This window comes from Nocardia sp. NPDC003963, from assembly GCF_053605105.1.
On the sequence record NZ_JBSGIP010000039.1, the window covers coordinates 13,000 to 30,914 of the forward strand.

Annotated in this window: 18 protein-coding genes and 1 pseudogene; 5 read left to right on the forward strand and 14 right to left on the reverse strand. The window is 67.6% G+C overall.

Going from position 1 to position 17,915, the window contains the following annotated elements; translation table 11 throughout:
• Positions 1-75 precede the first annotated feature (75 nt).
• Positions 76-978: a cutinase family protein gene (locus ACWEWT_RS31865; protein ID WP_452564552.1), complete on the forward strand. Its 903-nt coding sequence runs from the start codon at positions 76-78 to the stop codon at positions 976-978.
• A 174-nt stretch (positions 979-1,152) separates the two neighbouring features.
• On the opposite strand, the gene ACWEWT_RS31870 is transcribed toward ACWEWT_RS31865, so the two are convergent.
• The 4 genes and pseudogenes from ACWEWT_RS31870 to ACWEWT_RS31885 form a co-directional block, all read right to left on the reverse strand.
• The gene (locus ACWEWT_RS31870; protein WP_452564553.1) at positions 1,153-1,632 is read right to left on the reverse strand and encodes a hypothetical protein; all 480 of its coding nucleotides are present in this window, start codon (positions 1,630-1,632) and stop codon (positions 1,153-1,155) included.
• Positions 1,633-2,414: 782 nt separating this feature from the next.
• Positions 2,415-2,593, reverse strand: a pseudogene (locus tag ACWEWT_RS31875) (MBL fold metallo-hydrolase); the annotation flags it as partial.
• 359 nt (positions 2,594-2,952) lie between these two features.
• Positions 2,953-3,630, reverse strand: a complete 678-nt coding sequence (locus ACWEWT_RS31880) for an MBL fold metallo-hydrolase (RefSeq protein ID WP_452564554.1) — start codon at positions 3,628-3,630, stop codon at positions 2,953-2,955.
• A 398-nt stretch (positions 3,631-4,028) separates the two neighbouring features.
• Positions 4,029-5,429 (reverse strand): glycine--tRNA ligase, encoded by a 1,401-nt coding sequence (locus tag ACWEWT_RS31885; protein WP_452564555.1) that lies wholly within the window; start codon positions 5,427-5,429, stop codon positions 4,029-4,031.
• A 262-nt stretch (positions 5,430-5,691) separates the two neighbouring features.
• Here ACWEWT_RS31885 and ACWEWT_RS31890 point away from each other — a divergent pair, with 262 nt between their 5' ends.
• Positions 5,692-6,045 (forward strand): ArsR/SmtB family transcription factor, encoded by a 354-nt coding sequence (locus ACWEWT_RS31890; RefSeq protein ID WP_452564556.1) that lies wholly within the window; start codon positions 5,692-5,694, stop codon positions 6,043-6,045.
• Between the two features lie 3 nt (positions 6,046-6,048).
• Entirely contained in the window at positions 6,049-6,492 is a 444-nt protein-coding gene (locus ACWEWT_RS31895; protein ID WP_452564557.1) for a Fur family transcriptional regulator, read from the forward strand.
• A 464-nt stretch (positions 6,493-6,956) separates the two neighbouring features.
• Here ACWEWT_RS31895 and ACWEWT_RS31900 read toward each other — a convergent pair whose 3' ends face one another.
• Positions 6,957-7,940 carry a hypothetical protein gene (locus ACWEWT_RS31900; RefSeq protein WP_452564558.1) on the reverse strand — a complete coding sequence of 328 codons (984 nt, stop codon included), beginning with the start codon at positions 7,938-7,940 and terminating at the stop codon, positions 6,957-6,959.
• Positions 7,941-8,044: 104 nt separating this feature from the next.
• On the opposite strand from ACWEWT_RS31900, the gene ACWEWT_RS31905 reads away from it, so the two are divergent.
• The gene (locus tag ACWEWT_RS31905; RefSeq protein ID WP_452564559.1) at positions 8,045-8,680 is read left to right on the forward strand and encodes a TetR/AcrR family transcriptional regulator; all 636 of its coding nucleotides are present in this window, start codon (positions 8,045-8,047) and stop codon (positions 8,678-8,680) included.
• 5 nt (positions 8,681-8,685) lie between these two features.
• On the opposite strand, the gene ACWEWT_RS31910 is transcribed toward ACWEWT_RS31905, so the two are convergent.
• From ACWEWT_RS31910 to recO, 3 genes are all read right to left on the reverse strand, one after another.
• Entirely contained in the window at positions 8,686-9,111 is a 426-nt protein-coding gene (locus tag ACWEWT_RS31910) for a hypothetical protein (RefSeq protein WP_452564560.1), read from the reverse strand.
• Entirely contained in the window at positions 9,108-9,923 is an 816-nt protein-coding gene (locus ACWEWT_RS31915; RefSeq protein WP_452564561.1) for an isoprenyl transferase, read from the reverse strand. The genes ACWEWT_RS31910 and ACWEWT_RS31915 overlap by 4 nt, the downstream gene beginning before the upstream one ends.
• Before the next feature lie 109 nt (positions 9,924-10,032).
• Positions 10,033-10,851, reverse strand: a complete 819-nt coding sequence (recO, locus tag ACWEWT_RS31920) for a DNA repair protein RecO (RefSeq protein WP_452564562.1) — start codon at positions 10,849-10,851, stop codon at positions 10,033-10,035.
• A 492-nt stretch (positions 10,852-11,343) separates the two neighbouring features.
• On the opposite strand from recO, the gene ACWEWT_RS31925 reads away from it, so the two are divergent.
• Positions 11,344-12,357: a hypothetical protein gene (locus tag ACWEWT_RS31925; RefSeq protein WP_452564563.1), complete on the forward strand. Its 1,014-nt coding sequence runs from the start codon at positions 11,344-11,346 to the stop codon at positions 12,355-12,357.
• A gap of 59 nt (positions 12,358-12,416) precedes the next feature.
• Here ACWEWT_RS31925 and ACWEWT_RS31930 read toward each other — a convergent pair whose 3' ends face one another.
• The 6 genes from ACWEWT_RS31930 to ACWEWT_RS31955 are packed head-to-tail and all read right to left on the reverse strand — an operon-like array spanning position 12,417 to position 17,909.
• A complete protein-coding gene (locus ACWEWT_RS31930; RefSeq protein ID WP_452564564.1) occupies positions 12,417-13,661 on the reverse strand; it encodes a cytochrome P450 family protein in 1,245 nt (414 codons plus the stop codon).
• A complete protein-coding gene (locus ACWEWT_RS31935) occupies positions 13,658-14,941 on the reverse strand; it encodes a cytochrome P450 (protein ID WP_452564565.1) in 1,284 nt (427 codons plus the stop codon). The genes ACWEWT_RS31930 and ACWEWT_RS31935 overlap by 4 nt, the downstream gene beginning before the upstream one ends.
• On the reverse strand, positions 14,938-15,564 hold the full coding sequence (locus ACWEWT_RS31940) for a GTP-binding protein (RefSeq protein ID WP_452564566.1): 627 nt from the start codon (positions 15,562-15,564) through the stop codon (positions 14,938-14,940). Before ACWEWT_RS31940 ends, ACWEWT_RS31935 begins: the two co-directional genes overlap by 4 nt.
• Positions 15,545-15,904, reverse strand: a complete 360-nt coding sequence (locus tag ACWEWT_RS31945) for a DUF742 domain-containing protein (protein ID WP_452564567.1) — start codon at positions 15,902-15,904, stop codon at positions 15,545-15,547. Before ACWEWT_RS31945 ends, ACWEWT_RS31940 begins: the two co-directional genes overlap by 20 nt.
• The gene (locus ACWEWT_RS31950) at positions 15,901-16,314 is read right to left on the reverse strand and encodes a roadblock/LC7 domain-containing protein (protein ID WP_030523153.1); all 414 of its coding nucleotides are present in this window, start codon (positions 16,312-16,314) and stop codon (positions 15,901-15,903) included. The genes ACWEWT_RS31945 and ACWEWT_RS31950 overlap by 4 nt, the downstream gene beginning before the upstream one ends.
• 2 nt (positions 16,315-16,316) lie before the next feature.
• Positions 16,317-17,909, reverse strand: a complete 1,593-nt coding sequence (locus tag ACWEWT_RS31955) for a sensor histidine kinase (RefSeq protein WP_452564568.1) — start codon at positions 17,907-17,909, stop codon at positions 16,317-16,319.
• Between the last annotated feature and the right edge of the window lie 6 nt (positions 17,910-17,915).

The following is a 17,915-nucleotide window of genomic DNA, read 5'->3' on the forward strand; positions in this document are numbered from 1 at the left end:
CCCGTCGACGGTTTTGGGAATCCTGGGAACAGGTGAACGGCCGGTGGCCGTCTCGGTGAGCACATGGAGTACACGATGTTTTCTGGATGGAAGAGCGCCACCGCCGGAGTAGCGGTAACCCTCGCGTCGGTCCTCGCGCCCGCCGTGGCGACGAATGCCCATGCGGCGCCCGAAGGCTGCCCGAGCCTGTACGTGGTGGCGATCCCCGGCACCTGGGAGACCTCGAAAGCCGAGCCGGGCCGCGGAATGCTCGCCTTGGCCGCCGACAACCTGCCGGGCGACGCCCAGACCGACTACGTCGCCTACACCGCGACCGCCTTCCCCTGGGAGGGCGAGGTCTACGGTCGCTCCAAGAACGAGGCGGTAGCGGGCGCGCGCGGACTGATCTCCGATGTGGCGCGGCGCTGCGGCAACACTCGTTTCGCGCTACTCGGCTACAGCCAGGGCGCCGACGCCGCCGGTGACCTCGCCTCCGAGATCGGTACCGGACTGGGCGTGGTCCCCCCGGATCGGGTGGGCCTGGTCGGACTCATCGCCGACCCGCGCCGTTCTCCGCTCGACAACCTCGTCGGCCCGCCCGTCCCGGGCGCCGGAGCCGGCGGCCCCCGGCTCACCGGATTCGGCTGGCTCAGCAACCGCACCTACACGTTCTGCGCGGTCGGCGACCTGTACTGCTCGACCCCCGACGGCGATTTCGCGGCCCGGATCGCCGGGTTCTTCGCCCAGGTCTCCAACGCCGACCCCACCCAGCTCGGCAACTATCAGACCCTCGGCATGCAGTTGCTCAACGACGCGTTGGCGGCGGGCGGGCTCGGTCTGCTGCACGACCAGCTCAACAACAACGCCTACGAGGAGCGCAAGAAGCAGGTCGACGACTTCGTCAAATCCGGTATCCACCAGAGCTACCCGCGCTACCAGGTAGCCGGCGGGGCCACCGCCCTGAGCTGGCTGCGCCAGAAACTCGACGAACTGTCCTGAACCACCCCGGCCCGGCGGTCGTCGCTCCGGTCACGGCTGCCGGGTTCGGTGTGCGTCGGGTCGCTGATCACTGTCCGAGCGAGCAGTCCGAACCGGCCGGTGAACGGCTCGGATCACGGTCCCGGACGGCTGCAGCGTGCGTGCGAGCCGGTGAGAACCGGGGATCGCCGCAGGTCAAACCGCTCCGTACTTGTCTTCGCCGGAAGCATCGAAGCGGATCATCCCCAAGAGCGTGTCTTTCAACTCCAGTCCGGCGACGGGCTTCACGGCATGCGCGTACATATTCTTGTTGCCGGGGTCGGCCGATATTTCTTCCTTGGGTACCGTTCTCAGCTTGTCGCCGTCGTAGATGAACAGGACACCGGGATCGCGACCGGCCGCCATGATGTCTTGGACAACATTGCTCCCGATATGCGTCCAGGGGACACTGGGATCCGCTCCTCCGTTCACACGAGCGTCTTCCACGAGCTTCGGAACTGCGAGTTCTCGATCCGCCCGGACCCATCGGAATTCCAGATTCGAATCCTCCAGCTTTCCACCTTGCTGCGCCTGCATTTTGTCCAGGAGTCCGATGAGTCTTTTCTCGGAGGCCGAGAACGGTGTACCGCGGCGAATTTCGTCGTGCGCCGCAAAATTCTTGACCTCACGGAGCATGCACGAAAGGCTGAGCCTGTCGGCGAGGCTCGCAAAGCTGCTTCTGTCCTCTTGGGTGAGTCGCAGTACGAAGTGTTCGGACCGGCCGGATACCGGCTCGTCGCTGCGGGATCCGGTGACCGGGGTGGGAGTTTCCAATTCGGAAGAGGTCGATACCGGTGACCGGTCCACCGCACGCGAGCCGGTCGGGATCCCCCGCTCGGCGAGTTCGGAGGCGGCTCGATGCGTATCGGCCGCGTGGGCGGCACCACCCGAGACGCCGTCCACACTCTTATTGAGGTGGCCACCGGTTTTCCGGCTGAGCAGCTCTACCAGATCGTCTCGTAACCGCTCGACAAGCTCGCGGGCGCTGTGGTCGGAGAAGAATCTCACTGCGGGGCACCCCGATCGACGCGGTGGCGGAGCTCGAGCGCGGACCTCGTGCCGGATCGGGAACGGTGGGTAGCCGCCCGCGGACCGATCCGCGGCGGATACCGAACTCCGCCGACGCGCCGGCTCCCGATATCTCCTCTATCGGCACGACCGACCGGTTTCGGCAGTATCCGGACCCGCCCCATCGACCGACCTCCCCTGCGCTACCGCAGATAGTTCCCCGAGTCGTGCCCTTGGTCGCGGTCGCATCGAGCCGAGAGGTTCCAGAAGTTACCGCATACGGTGTCGCCGCCGCGTACCAGCACACATCTACGGTACCGAGCGATACGCGGAACCGGACCGGTTATCGGTGACTCTCGGCCACAGGTGTCACGGTCGCCTCGGCAGATCCGCGACAGCTCGCGACCCGCTCACCAGCCCCGACTCTTCCACTCCGCCGGATTCGGCCGATCGGCCCCGAGGGTGGTGTCGTCCCGTGTCCCGGATACACGACGGTATCGTCGCCGTAGCGGTCGAACAGTTCGGTCGTAACCCCGTCCAGCAGAGTGGTGAAATCCCCAAGCCGCCAGGTCTTCCCGACACCGCCAGGAATGCCGAGGGCCCTGAGCGGGCACCACGAACGCGGGCAGACATTGGAGCGGCCCCTCATGCAGGTGTGCGCGGAGGTCGCCGTAGCTTCGCCCCGCCACCATGGTCCAACTTCCCCGAACACGACGACGACGGAATTGCCCTCTTACCTATCCAGCGATAAATTGTCAAACAAGCCTTATCGGATACAGCGAAGCAAGCTTGTTCGACATAATCAACGCACTACGGCATAAGGGGCCGCGGAAACCTCGCAAGATCTGCGCCGGCAATAAAACCATCGGAACTGGCGGCACTGATCCGACGTTACGTCGACCTTCCGTCGAAATAGGCACCACACTGTGCCCGTAGTCGGCGACTACCTCACCATCCACGGCTCCTCCACTCCTGTAACTGCGGCCGTTCGGCGCCGAGGGTGGTGTCGTCGCCGTGACCGGGGTAGACCACGGCATCGTCGGCGAAGCGATCGAACAGTTTGGTGGTCACACCGTCGAGCAGAGTAGTGAAATCTTCCGGGCGCCAGGTTTTTCCGATTCCTCCTGGAAAGAGGCAGTCGCCGGTGAACAGATGGGTTCGTCCGGAGCCGTCGGTGAGTGCGAGGGTGACCGATCCCGGAGTGTGCCCGACCAGGTGGATCACCTCGAGGGTGAGGTCGCCGACGGTGACCGTATCCCCTTCGGCCAGGATGCGTTGCGGGACGACCGGGAGTGGTTCGGCGTCCAGGGCGTGCGCCGCGGTGGGGGCACCGGTGGCGGCGGTGACGGCTTCGAGGGCCTGCCAGTGGTCGCCGTGCTGATGGGTGGTGACGATCAGGCCGACCCCGCCCGTGGTCTCCTGTTCGATCAGTTCGATGATCCGGTCGGCCTCGTTGGCCGCGTCGATCAGCAGGGCGGCACCGGTGGTGGCGCATTGGACGAGGTAGGTGTTGTTGTCCATCGGGCCGACCGACATCTTGGTCACCCGGGCACCCGGGACCTCGCGGCGCTGCGGCGCGGAACCCTGGGCGACATGTCCGGTGTAGGAAGTATCGATGGTGATCACACCCCGATGCTAGCGAGGACCGGTACGCGTCCGACCCGTCAGCCGCTCGCGCGGTCTTCCAGGCCGCCGGCGGCGAGCAGTTCGCGCCGGGCCCGATCCGGGAGGGGATGGTGGCCGGCACGTCGGCGAGGCCTTCGGCGATGACATTCGGTTTCCGCTGAACCGCGTCGTCGGCACCACGATCGGCACCGCGCCGTGAAATGCCACGAACGCGATACCCGGCCACCGGCCCCGACCGGCGAACCGGTCGAATACCGAGATACTGCCGCGGACATCGGCGGCATCACCGCAGTGGGCCGCTCCTGTCGCCTTCCGGGGTGGACCTGCTCCTTCCGCTCCTGCCGGCGAGCTACCCCGATCGAGGTGGCGGATACGACGCGGAGCGGAAGGAGCGCGGGTCAGCACCCGATGAGGCGTTGCGCCAGGTAGCCCTCGACCTGGTCCAGCGCGATCCGCTCCTGGGTCATGGTGTCGCGTTCGCGGACCGTGACCGCCTGGTCGTCGAGGGTGTCGAAATCGACCGTGATGCAGAACGGCGTGCCGATCTCGTCCTGGCGGCGGTAGCGGCGGCCGATGGCGCCGGCGTCGTCGAATTCGACATTCCAGTTCCGGCGCAGCCGGGCGGCGAGGTCCTTGGCCTTCGGGGTGAGGTCGGCGTTACGCGACAGCGGCAGCACGGCGGCCTTGACCGGCGAGAGCCGGCGATCCAGGCGCAGCACCGTACGGGTGTCCACACCGCCCTTCGCGTTCGGGGCCTCGTCCTCGGCGTACGCGTCGACCAGGAACGCCATCAGCGAACGGGTCAGACCGGCCGCGGGCTCGATCACGTACGGGACGTAGCGTTCCTCGGTGGTCTGGTCGTAGTAGCTCAGTTCCGCACCGGAATGCTTCGCGTGCGTGGACAGGTCGTAGTCGGTGCGGTTGGCGATACCTTCCAGTTCGCCCCATTCACCGCCCTGGAAACCGAAGCGGTACTCGATATCGGTGGTACCGGCCGAATAGTGCGAGAGCTTCTCCAGCGGATGCTCGAAGAGGCGCAGGTTCTCCGGGTCGATACCGAGATCGGTGTACCAGGAGAAACGGGTGTCGATCCAGTACTTGTGCCATTCGGCGTCCTCGCCCGGTTTGACGAAGAACTCCATCTCCATCTGCTCGAACTCGCGAGTACGGAAGATGAAGTTGCCGGGGGTGATCTCGTTGCGGAAGCTCTTGCCGATCTGGGCGATACCGAACGGCGGCTTCTTACGCGCGGTGGTCATCACGTTCGCGAAGTTCACGAAAATGCCCTGGGCGGTCTCCGGGCGCAGGTAGTGCAGGCCCTCTTCGTCGTCGACCGGGCCGAGGTAGGTCTTCAGCAGGCCGGAGAAGTTCCGGGGTTCGGTCCAGCTGCCGGGCTGGCCGGTTTCGGGGTCGTTGATATCGGCGAGGCCGTTCGCCGGCGGGCGGCCGTGTTTGGCTTCGTAGGCCTCGAGCAGATGGTCGGCACGGTAGCGCTTGTGGGTGTGCAGGGATTCGACGAGCGGATCGGAGAAGGTCTCGACGTGGCCGGAGGCCACCCAGACCTGGCGCGGCAGGATCACCGACGAGTCGAGGCCGACCACGTCCTCGCGGCTGGTGACCATGGACCGCCACCACTGCTTCTTGATGTTCTCCTTGAGCTCGACGCCCAGCGGACCGTAGTCCCACGCCGATTTGGTACCGCCGTAGATCTCACCGCACGGGTACACCAGGCCCCGGCGCTTGGCGAGGTTGGCAACGGTGTCCACCTTCGACTTGGGTGCCACGCGAGAATTCTCCATCCACTACGAATCGCCAGTAGTAACGCCGCCCGGATCGGGCTACGTGATCGCGGTTGCCCACGGTAGCTGCTCTGCCGTGCGCGGCTGATCGGGTACAGCCTAGTTGGTGCCCCGGACCGATCCCATCGGCAGCCTGCGCACGGTGCCGGAGCGAACCCGCCGGGTCCCCGTCCGAACACGATCGGCCCCACACCGGCACGGGTATTTGACATGCATACCCGTGCATATCAAAATGGGACCGGTTTCCAATAAGGAGTGGACCATGACAACGCACACCGCCGCCACCGGCCAGCACAATCCCTACCGCTCCCCGGCACCGGTTCCGATCCCCACCCGGACCGTACTGGAGAACGCCGGTGAACTGCTGCGCGCACTCGCGGCTCCCGTTCGTATCGCCATCGTGCTACAACTGCGGGAGTCGCCACGTTGTGTGCACGAACTGGTAGACGCCCTCGGTGTAACCCAACCGCTGGTCAGCCAGCATCTGCGGATTCTCAAATCGGCCGGGGTGGTACACGGTGAGCGTTCGGGCCGGGAGGTCCTCTACGAACTCGTCGACGACCATCTGGCGCATATCGTGGTCGACGCCGTAGCGCACGCCGAAGAAGAAGGGTAATTCGTGTCCGAGAACCTGGTCACCACAAAAGGGACCGCCACACAGAAAGCAGTCGGTATTCGCACCACGCGGCAACGCAACGCGATCGCCGCGCTACTGGAGGATATCGACAGGTTCCGGTCGGCTCAGGAGCTACACGACGAGCTACGCCAGCGCGGCGAGGGGATCGGACTGACCACCGTCTACCGCACTCTGCAATCACTCGCCGACGCCGGAATGGTCGATGTCCTGCGCACCGACAACGGCGAATCGGTCTACCGGCAGTGCTCGACCGGCCATCACCACCACCTCGTCTGCCGCCACTGCGGCCGCACCGTCGAGGTCGCCGGACCCACCGTGGAGGCATGGGCGGCCAGCACGGCCTCCAGTCACGGGTTCACCGAAGTCAGCCATACGCTGGAGATCTTCGGCACCTGCCACTCCTGCTCCGCGGCCGGACGAGCCTAGGCGAAACCTCCGCATTCGCTCCGGCCGTGCGCGCCGTGCGAAACCTCCGCATTCGCTCCGGCCGTGCGCGCCGTGCGAAACCTCCGCATTCGCTCCGGCCGTGCGCGCCGTGCGAAACCTCCGGATCCGCTCCGGCCGTGCGCGTTCTGCGAAACCTCCGCATTCGCTCCGGCCGTGCGCGTTCTACGTAGCTCCGCATACGCTTCCGGCCGTGCGGTCCTTACCTCCGCATACGCACACTTCGCATACCTCCACGTCCGCTCCGGACGTACGCATTGTGCGAAACCTCCGCGTGCGCCCCGGCCACGTGCGATCTGCGTAGCTCCGCATTCGCCGCGGTCGGGGATGCGTGCCGTGGATGAACTGCACCCGGCCGCGCCTATCCGCATGCCGGAGAAATCACCGAATCGGCGAGGGCCGCTACCACCGAGTGGTAGCGGCCCTCGCCGGTGCCGGCTCCCGCGTCACGCGGTGACCGGTACCGCCGCGGCCGGTTCGGCGGGGGGCGCGGGTTCGAGGCGATTCCGGTCACGGATCGCGCCGACCCCGAGCAAGACCAGAGCCGCCCCCGCCCAGACCAGCAGCACCAGCAGCGGGCGCTGCGCCCCGGCTCCGTCGAAGAACGCGACCGAGCGGAGCAGTGAGGCCGCGGCGCCCGGAGGCAGCAACTGCCCGATCGCGCCCCACGGCTGCGGCAGCAACTCGGGTGCGGCGGTGGCGGCGGAGAAGGGGTTACCGATGAGCAGCATGGTCAGCGCGGCGATCCCGATACCGGCCCGGCCGACCACGGTGGCCAGGCCGGTGACCGTACCGGCGACCGCGAACGAGACCAGCCCGGCGACCACCGACAATTCGAGGTAATCGCCCGGCACGATGGACAACCACGTCTGCGTGACCAGCATGCTCAGCAGGCCGCCCGCGATTCCGAAAACCAGTACACCGAGCGCGCGACCACCGGCCGAGGGAACCAGGAGCGTGAGCAGGACACCGCCCGCGATACCGGCCATGACGAGCGGAAGTGCCATCGCACCGAAACCGGCGCCGCGCGGATCGTCGGGGTCGGCCGGAACCACATCCTCGACGGGCGCGGCGGGTACGCCGGACATCTGCTGACCGATCTGGGTGAGCTGCTGGGCCACCGCCGGGGCGGCACCGGAGGCGACCAGTACCCGGGGCGCACCGTCGCCGGTGACGATCGCGCCGTAGACCTCGCGATCACCGATCGCCGCGCGGGCCGCGGCTTCGTCGGGTACGACGGTCAGTTCGAAGGCGCCGGGATTCTGGCCGGTGAGGCGGGCCTCGACCATGGCGGCCTGCGGACCGGACACCGCCAGGGGTAGGTCACGGGGCGCGATATTGGTCGCCGGCCACGCGAAGGCGATCAACATCAGCGCTTGCAGCAGGGCCGCGCCCAGCCCGAGTGCCACAGCACGCTGGATAACGTTCATGACGTTCTCCCGGTAAATCGAAGGCTCGTTCTTTTTGATGGTTCTCACCGTCGCACCGGCCGCCGCGGCTTGTCAAGAACGAACATTCGTTTTAGTTTGGAGCCATGCCCCGAGTCAGTGACGAACACCTGGAACGCCGTCGGCAGCAGATCCTGGACGCCGCGCGGATCTGCTTCGTCCGCAAAGGCTTCCACCAGACTTCCATGCAGGACGTATTCACCGAATCGGGTCTGTCCGCGGGCGCGGTCTACCGCTATTTCAAGAGCAAGGACGAGATCGTCATCGCGCTGGCCTCGACGGCCGCCGGGGATATCCGTACCCAGATGACCGCCGCCATCCGCAGCGACCCGCTCCCCACCCCCGCCGAACTGGTCGGACGGATGACGGACTGGATCAGCGCCCAGAGCGGCCCCGAGGGCCGGATACGTCTCGCACCCCAGGCCTGGTCACTGGCCCTCATCGACGAGGAGGCCGCGGAACCAGTACGCAAGACGATGGCGGGTATCCGTGAGATGTGGCGCGACTACGCCGAACGGATGCGCACCGTCGGATGGCTACCGCCCGATGCCGACCTGGACGCTGTCGCCGCCGCACTGTTCGGACTGCTCCCCGGATTCGTCCTCCAGCACCTGCTCCTGGGCGACCTGGTCCGCGACCAGTATCTGCGCGGCGTGGAAACACTCTTCCCCTTCGGGCACTCCGCGTCTCGGGAGCAGCCCGGCCCCGCGGATCCGGGCTGACCGGATCAGGGCAGCAAACCCTTCCGGGACTCACCGGCGCCGCCGAGCACCAGCAGCAGCATCGTCGTCAGCGCCGGATCGTCCAGCCCGGCCGCCGGGAAGGTGTATCGCAGGATCACATCGGCGAGCTTGCCGTGCGAGATCACCGCGATAGAACCGAACTGCAGCGAGGCGTTACGTTCGGCCACCCGCTTGTGCAGCTGCGGTTTGAGCGGACGGTCCCAGGCCAGTACGCAGGTCAGCGACAGCACATCCAGACCCGGCGTCAGCGTGAACGCACTCAGCGAGCACAACGCACCCTGGAAATCGAAACGCAGCGAACCGTCGTTGTCGACCCGGACGTCGATATCGTAGAGCCCCAGCCCCGCCCCGGCCCGGGCCTGCAACTCCAGATCCGGTGCCAGCGCACCCGATTCGGCCTCGCCGCTCATTTGGCACCCCCGAACCGGCGATCCCGCCGCGCGTACTCGAGACAGGCTTCCCACAGATTGCGCCGGTCGAAATCCGGGAACAGAGTCGCCTGGTAGACGAACTCCGCGTACGCCGATTGCCAGATCAGGAAATTCGAGCTGCGGAACTCCCCCGAGGGCCGCAGGAACAGATCCACATCCGGCATATCCGGCTCGTCGAGGAAGCGCGCGATCGTATCCTCACCGACCTTCTCCGGATCGATCTCCCCTGCCGCCACCCGGCGCGCGATCTCCCTTGCCGCATCGGCGATTTCGGCGCGCCCGCCGTAGTTGACGCACATGGTCAACGTCATCACGCTGTTGTCCCTGGTGAGTTCCTGCGCGGTCTCCAGCTCACGGATCACGCTGCGCCACAGTCGCGGTCGCCGCCCCGCCCAGCGCACCCGCACGCCCATCTCGTGCATCTCGTCGCGGCGGCGCCGGATCACATCCCGGTTGAAGCCCATGAGAAACCGCACCTCGTCGGGACTGCGCCGCCAGTTCTCGGTGGAGAACGCGTACGCCGACAACCACTTCACACCGATCTCGATACAGCCCTCGACGGTATCCATGAGCACGGCCTCACCACGCTCGTGCCCCGCGGTCCGCGGCAATCCCCGCTCCTGCGCCCACCGGCCGTTACCGTCCATCACCAGCGCCACATGCCGGGGAACGAGCTCCGGCGGAATCTCCGGCGGACGGGCCCCGGAAGGATGCGGTGCCGGCGGGCGGACAGTTCGTACACCGTCGGACGCGGGCGCGTCCGAACCGGCGGAGTCACGACGCAGGATCACGTGAAAAGACTAGCTGTGCCGACAGTGCACGGGGGCCGCGGGCCCGAGTCCCGCCGTTCGGCGCCCGGACTCCCGCCCGCGGCGCGTGCCCGGCCGCGCGGTCGCACGACTACCCGGACCCCGCCGCGCCGGCCACCCGATCCACCTCGCGCAGCTCCGCGTCGATACCCGCCGATGTTTCGGTACGGGGCGTCCGGCTACCGCGTTCCACCAGCGGCAAGGTGCGGAGTTTGTGCTCCAGATGCCATTGCAGATGGGCCGCGATCAGGCCGCCGGCCTGCCGCCGGGCCGATTCCGGGATCGTCTCGACCCGGTCCCAGCGACCGTGACGCAGGGCCAGCAGCTGATCGAAGACCGCGGGAGCGGGGGTGACGGCGCCGGGCGGGCGGCAATGGACGCAGACCGCACCGCCGGCGCCCACATGGAAGGCCCGGTGCGGGCCGGGAGTGGCACAGCGGGCGCATTCGTCGACGGCGGGGGCCCAGCCGGCGTAGTCCATGGCACGTAACAGGAAGGCGTCGAGGACGAGTTCGGGCGGCCGCTGCCCCTCGGCGATCGCGCGCAGGGCGCCCGCGGTGAGGGTGTGCAGGCGGGGCACGGGAGCGCGTTCCTCGCCGGCCAGGCGTTCGGCGGTCTCCAGTACGGCGCAGGCGGTGGTGTAGCGGCCGTAGTCGGCGATGATGGCGGACGCGTTCGCCTCGACGGTGTGGACCTGGGTGACGATATCGAGGCTGCGCCCGGGATGGAGCTGCACATCGATATAGGCGAACGGTTCCAGCCGCGCCCCGAACTTCGATTTGGTACGGCGCACTCCTTTGGCCACGGCGCGCACGAGACCGTACTGCCGGGTGAGGAGCGTGACGATACGGTCGGCTTCGCCCAGCTTGTGCTGGCGCAGCACGACGGCATGGTCACGATACAAACGCACGCGACCAGTCTTGCATGTATCGGATCACGCCACGCCCGGCGACCGGCCCGAGTCGGCCGGCGCCCTTCTCCACCGGGTATCGCACCGCATCGCGGCACAGCCTCGATACCACCAGCAGCCGCACCCGGCCCGAACGGATAGATTGCGGTGAGGCTCGCACGCGGGCCGGCCCGCGGAGCGCACGGGCGGCGAGACAGAGGATGAGAGCGATGGATCCGGCACCGATTGTCACCCGTACCTGTGATCTCGTTCTCGCCGATTCATCCGCTACGGCCGAGTACCCGTCGTTCGCCCGGCCCCACGCAACCGAGATGTCTCGCGATACCCTCTGCCGGACCGCAGCGGAACGGGCGCCGGGACTCGAGACGCGCGCACGATCCGCACAATGTCGGATTCCAGCCGCCGCTTCGCGCACCGGAGTCCGCGACCGGCACCCGATGGACTGGTGATACGGCAGTCCGGGCCACCGACCTCGGATCTCGGGACCGGCCGGTGAAGGACCCGTTACGCCCCGTTATGCGTGAAGCCGCCGAAACCCTGAGCGAAACCCTCGACCAGGGCAGCCGTTCGATAGCCGGTGCCTACCGCCGAGCGGGTGGCACCGCGGAGGACGGTAGCGGGCAGATATCCGAGGCATCACACCGTGGCGAGGACGATATCGGCGACTCCGTCGGCACCGCGCAGGCCCAGCGGGCCGCATCGGCACCGGAATCGGGCTACCGGCCCAGCAGTACCGAAACAGCGATGGCGGCCCGCCGGATGACCACCGAAGTCGAATTCACCGGCGATTCACGAGATATCGTCGCGAACAGTTCGGCGGCGGTGCACAAAGTGCGTTCCGGTGACGGCGAAATGAATATCTACAAACCCGTTGACGGGGAGCTGAACGAACAGCACAACGTCATCCTGCCCTTCATAATGTCGCCGGGCGCACTCACCGGCCGAGAAATCGCCGCGTATCGCATCGACGAGATCCTCGGCTTCGGCCGCGTTCCGCCGACCGCTCGAACCGACGGGTTCACCGGGGACGACGGCCGGACCCGAGGTCCCGGCATGATCCAGCAATTCGTCGAATCCGGACCGGCCCGCGCTCTCACGGACTATCCCCTGGTACAACGGCAGCAGGTCGCCGTCCTCGACTACATCATCGGCACCTTGGACCGCAGCGCCGCGAACTTCCGCACCGTCGAGCGCGGGGACCACCGCGACCTCGTCGCGATCGACCACGGCAGATCGTTCCCGCTGGCCCACCCGGACCACCTCCGGGTCGAGATCGACTCCCCGTTTGTCGCCGAACAGCGTGGCGACAAACTGGAAAAGGAAGTTTTCGATGCCTTGAAGAGCGTCGATGTCGATCGGCTACGGGCAGCGATCGAGGATGCGGGCAATATTCACCGCAACGCAGTCGACGGGGCGATGGCCCGATTCGCGGAAGTGCTGAGAACCGGCCGCATTCCCGCCGATGTCGCACTCTCGCCGGACGCCGCGGCGTTCGCGATCGTATGAAGGCAGCCGCGTACCCCACGACCGCACAGCCGTCACCGTCGCCTGTGCCGGTATGCGGACTACGGCCGATCACCGAGCCGGATCGGGAAGGCCGCGGGGTCGTTCTGAGTGAGGACCGGCAGGTTACCGATCTCGCTCAGCGGCATGGCGCACTGCAGGTTCGGGAACCGGTCGAACAGCGCCGGTAGCGCGATCGCGGCCTCGAGCCGGGCCAGGGCGGCACCCGGGCAGATATGCGGGCCGAACCCGAAGGAGATATTGCGGTTGGCGGTGGGGCGGGTGATGTCGTAGGTATCGGCATCCGTGCCGTGCAGGTTCCGGTCGCGGCCGATCGCGCGGTAGGACATGACGACGCCGTCGCCCTTCTCGATGGTGAAATCGTCGATCGTGATGGCTTCGGTGGCGAACCGCATCAGCAGATGGATGACCGGGCCGTCCCAGCGCAGCGTCTCCTCGATCGCCTCTTCCCAGGTACGCTCACCGGACCGGACGGCCGCCAACTGCTCCGGATGGGCGAGCAGAGCGCGCACGGTGGTGATGATCAGGCTGACGGTGGTCTCGTGGCCGGCGGCCACCAGAGCCTTCAGATTGCCGTGGACCTCGTCCGCGGACAGCGGGGTCTCCCCCGCCGCGACATCGTGGATGAAATCGGAGGTCAGATCATCGGCCGGATGCGCGGTCTTCTCCTTGATCAGACCGGTGTAGTAGTCGTCGAGTTCGGCGAAGACCCGCATCCGTTCGTCGTGCGGGGTCAACAGGGAGAAGAACGCCTTGTACGACTCCAGCAGCATCGTGTGATCCGCGCGCGGAACCCCCATCAGTTCGCTGACCACCCGCATCGGCAGCGGGTAGGCGAAAACCTGCTTGAGGTCCACCACCTCGTCCCCCGCGCCCGCCGCGGCGAGATCGTCGAGGAGTTCGGCGGTGAACTGCTCGATCTTCGGGCGCAGCGCGCCGAGCCGGCGCGGAGCCAGTGCGCGGGTGGTCTTGATCCGGAGCCGGCGGTGTTCGGCACCGTCCACGGTGAACATGGAACGCCCGGCGTCGATCATGCCGATCAGCGGCCAGTCCCGGGTCACCGCGCCGGACTGCCACAGATTCCACTGCGTGTGATCCTTCACCAGGCGGGTGTCGGTGAGCAGTTGCCGGGCCAGATTGTGCCGGGTGACGGTCCAGGCGGGTGCGCCGAGTAGTTCGATCCTGGTGAGCGCGGGGCCCTCGGACAGGATCCGGGTCTCCCCCGCGAGATCGGCGACCATCGGGTCGATGGTCAGGGCCGCGGTATGCGGGCATTGCTGGCTCACGAGCCACCTCCAACGGCGGGAACAGGTGTGAAATCGACGGGTAGCGAGGTGAATCCGCGCAGGAACGGGGAGGGCCGCCGCACCAGGGACTCGGCCGGGACCGCGAGATCCAGATCGGGCAACCGGTCGAGCAGGACCTCGATACCGGTCCGCGCGATGATCTCGGCGATCTGCTGGGCCGGATAGGGGCAGCGGTATTCGCCGTGCCCGAAGGCGAAATGGGCGGCATTGCCGGAATGGGCGGGTTCGGCACCGTCGCCGGAATACTGGCGGATATGCGGATCGGCATTGGCGGCGGCCAGCCCCAGCAGCAACATATCCCCGCGCCGCACCAGGGCCTCGCCGAGGCGGGTATCGCGGGAAACCCAGCGGCCGGCCAGGATCTGGGTCGGCGTGTCCTCCCACAGAACCTCGGTCATCGCCTGGCCGATACTGTGCCGGGCGGCGCCGAACGCGGCGGCGAACCGGTCGTCGACGAGCATGAGCCGGATCGAATTACCGATCCAGTCGGCGGTGGGCAGATGGCCCGCCGCGGTCACCGACTGCATGTTCAGCACATATTCCTCGTCGGCGAACGGTTCGGGATGCGCCAGCATCCGCGACACCAGATCCTGCCCCGGCGCGGCCTTCTTCTGCAGCAACAACTGCTGCATGTATTCGGCGAACCGCTGGTAGGCGGCCGGGGCCTCCGGACCACCGTCGCAGAGAGTCTGCATGGTCTGCGCGAGATAAGGCCCGTCCGCTTCGGGGACACCCATGATCCAGGCCAGGGTCAGCACCGGGAGCAGTTCGGCGAATTCGGTGACGACATCGGCACGGCCCCGCCCGCAGAACCGGTCGATGAGCCCGTCGGCGAGTTGTTCGCAGGCGGTGCGCAGCGCGAACGGGTCCACCGATTCCAGCGCCGGTTCGACCAGACTCACATGCCGGGCGTGCGCGGCACCGGCGGTGAAATAGATACCCGGCTGCGGTCTGCCGACCATGGGCAGCAACGGCCAGTCCGGCGCGATCGCGGGCCACTGATTCCACAGGCTCGAATCCCGCGGGAACAACAGCCCATCCGTGGTGACCTGGTGCAGTTCCCGGTAACCGATCACCAGCCACGCCGGGATCCCGCCGATGAGCTCCACCGCGACCACGGGTCCGTACTCGGCCCGCATACGGGTGTAGAGCAGCGCGGGGTCGCTGTGGAAACCGGGACCGTCCAACGTGACCGCACCATTCGGCGCGACCGGGCAGCCACCGGGTGAGATTCCGGTGGTGTAATCGGAACGGGTCACGACCGCACCTCCGCCACCGCCGGGGGCGCCTGCCGCTCGATGAGGTGTTCGACCAGGCCGATCAGCACCTGTTTGCTCGAGGCCCGCGACCGCGCGTCGCAGGAGAACAGCGGCACATGCGGATCCAGGTCGAGGGCAGCGCGGACCTCGTCCAACGCGGGCGGTATCGGTTCGAAGGAATTACAGGCCACCACGAACGGCGTGCCCTGATGCTCGAGCCGGTCGATCGCGTACCAGGAATCGCTGATCCGGCGCGGATCGACCAGCACCACCGCACCCAGTGTCCCGGTGAACAACCGGTCCCACAGGAACCAGAACCGTTCCTGGCCGGGCGCGCCGAATACGTACAGCACGTATTCCTCGCCGAGACTGATCCGGCCGAAATCGAAGGCGACGGTGGTGGTCGTCTTCCCGGTCACCCCGGACAGATCGTCCACGCCGACACCGGCGTTGGTCATCACCGCCTCGGTGTCCAGCGGCTGGATCTCGCTCACCGCGCGGACCATGGTCGTCTTCCCGACCCCGAAGCCGCCGACGACGACGATCTTCAGGGCGTGCCGCACCGAACTGCTCAGTGGCGCCCGGGCGCGCGTGGGGCGGTCGTCATAGGCTACGGAGTCCAACTAGCACCTTCTCGAGCATGTCGATATCGAACGTGTCACCGTAAGGGCCCGTATCGAGTTCGGGATGGCGGACGGTGACTTTGCCTGCGTGCAACAGATCCGCGACCAGGACCGTCGCGATGCCGATCGGCAGCCGCAGTTCGGCCGCGATCTCCACCACCGCGGTCGGCTGCAGGCACATGGACAGGATCGCCGCGTGTTCGTACTGCATCGCCGGCGCCGGCGCGCATTCGCTGACCACCAGGGTCACCGGATCGAACTCCTCGGTGGTGGGAGCGGCGCGACCACCGGTGAGCGTGTAGAAACGGTCGGGTTCGTCGTCGCGACCGGGGCGGTTCACAACAGCCTCGCTCGGCTCCCTCGCGGCGGTGCGGACAGATACTCCCCGACCTGCTCTATCAACGCCGCCATCTGGGCGCCGACCAGTCCGGCGTCGGCATCGTCGTCGGCCAGCACCGCGATCTGGGCGCCCGCTCCGGCCCCGACGATGAACAGGATCCCCCCGTAGAACTCGGTCATCGACTGACGGACCCCGCCGCGGCCGTTCCCGAACTCCGCCGAGGCGCTACCCGCCAGGGCCTGCACACCCGAGGCGATCGCGGCGAGCCGGTCGGCCTGGTCCATGGACAGTCCCGCGGTATGGCACATCTGGATACCGTCCGCGGCCAGCAGTACCGCGTGCCGCGCGCCGGCGGTCTCACTGAGCAGCCGCTGCAACAGCCAATCCAGTTGCGCTGGGTCCGATGTCATCGTCATCGATCGTTCTCCCGGTCGGTTGTCATGGAATGACGGGATACTCGCGCGGCACCGTTGCCAGGCGAGTGGATCGGTCCGCCGAACGGCTGGGACTCGTCACCGGCGCGGCCGGTGACCGCACGCTGGAACGCACCCAGTGACGATGCCGACGTCCGGTGTTTCGCAGCCGAATCGTGCGCGGCGTCATCATCGAATGACGCGGGGTCGGGCAGACCTTCGGGATGTGCGGCGGCCAGGGTGCTGCCCCGGCGCCGCTTGGGCAGCACGGTGGTGGTGGTCGCGTCGGTTTCGCCGGCGGCCGCCATCGGGAACTCACCGGAGCCGGGCTGCGCGACACTGTGCCGACCCGAGATATGCCGGTCCGGCGCGGTATTCGCGGAGCCGTAGCGGGCCGAATCGGCCGCGGCGGCGGAGGTGGGGGCAGGGGCGGCGCGGAACCGCGCTCCGGTCTCGGATATCACGGCGAAGGGACCGGAATCGGGGGCATCACCGGAGCCGGGCGGCAGTCCCGCCTGACCGGCCGAACGCCCGGTGGGCAGCGCCGGAGTCGCCGGTGGTTCGATCCGCGCGGTGAGTTCCCGCGGGATCATCACGACCGCCGCGGTCCCGCCGATGGCGGACGGCCGATAGCTGACGGTGAGGCCGTGTTTGCGGGCGAGCCGCCCCACGACGGCGAGCCCGAACCGGGTGCCGTTGAGCGAGGAGAGGCCCTCGGCGGCATCCCCCTCGGCACCGGAGACGGTGACCTGCGCGCGGTGCAGCGAGGATTCGCTCATCACCAGGCCGCTGTCCTCGATGGTCACCACCAGGCCGGCCGGGATCTCCGCCGCGTAGATATGCACTTCGGTGGTGGGCGGGGAGAACCGGCACGCGTTGTCGACCAGTTCCGACAGTGCGTGGATAACACCTTCGGCGGCGTGTCCGGCGATGGCGATATCGACGATCGCCCGCAGCCGCACCCGCTGATAACCGCCGACCCGGCCGATCGCGGCACGCAGGATACGTTCCATGACAATGGGTTTGGCCCAGCGGCGGCCGGTACGCGCACCACTGAGGATGGCGATACTGTCGGCGAGCCGCCCGGCCTGAGCGGTGGCGTGATCCATCTTCAGCAGATCGGTGAGCACCGCCTGATCGGCGTACCGGTGCTCCAGTTCCTGGAGATTCGCCAGCATGCTGGTGGTCATGGCCTGCATCCGGCCGGCCGCGTTCGCCAATGCCGCGATGGCCGCCGACCGGCGGCGTTCACTGCTCGCGCTGACTTCTTTCTCCGCCGCCACGGCCTGTTCGGCGACAGCGGCGCGTTGTTCGGCGCGGACGAGCAGGTCGAGCAGTTCGGCACCGCGGCGCTGCTCGGCGGTGACCAGCCCGCGGAAGTACACGGCCGTGGCGATCGCGGTACAGGCCGCCACCACGGCGATCGATACCCAGACGGCCGTGATCATCCGGTCCGCCGGAGACACCGACAGAATGGCCGCGGCCAGCAGCCCGATCCCCACCGTGACCGAGATCCCCAGAGCCAGTACCGGAGCCAGCAGCTGCCGCCGGCTCATTCCCCCGGCCGAGGCCACCGGCACTGATTCGTACATAGGTCG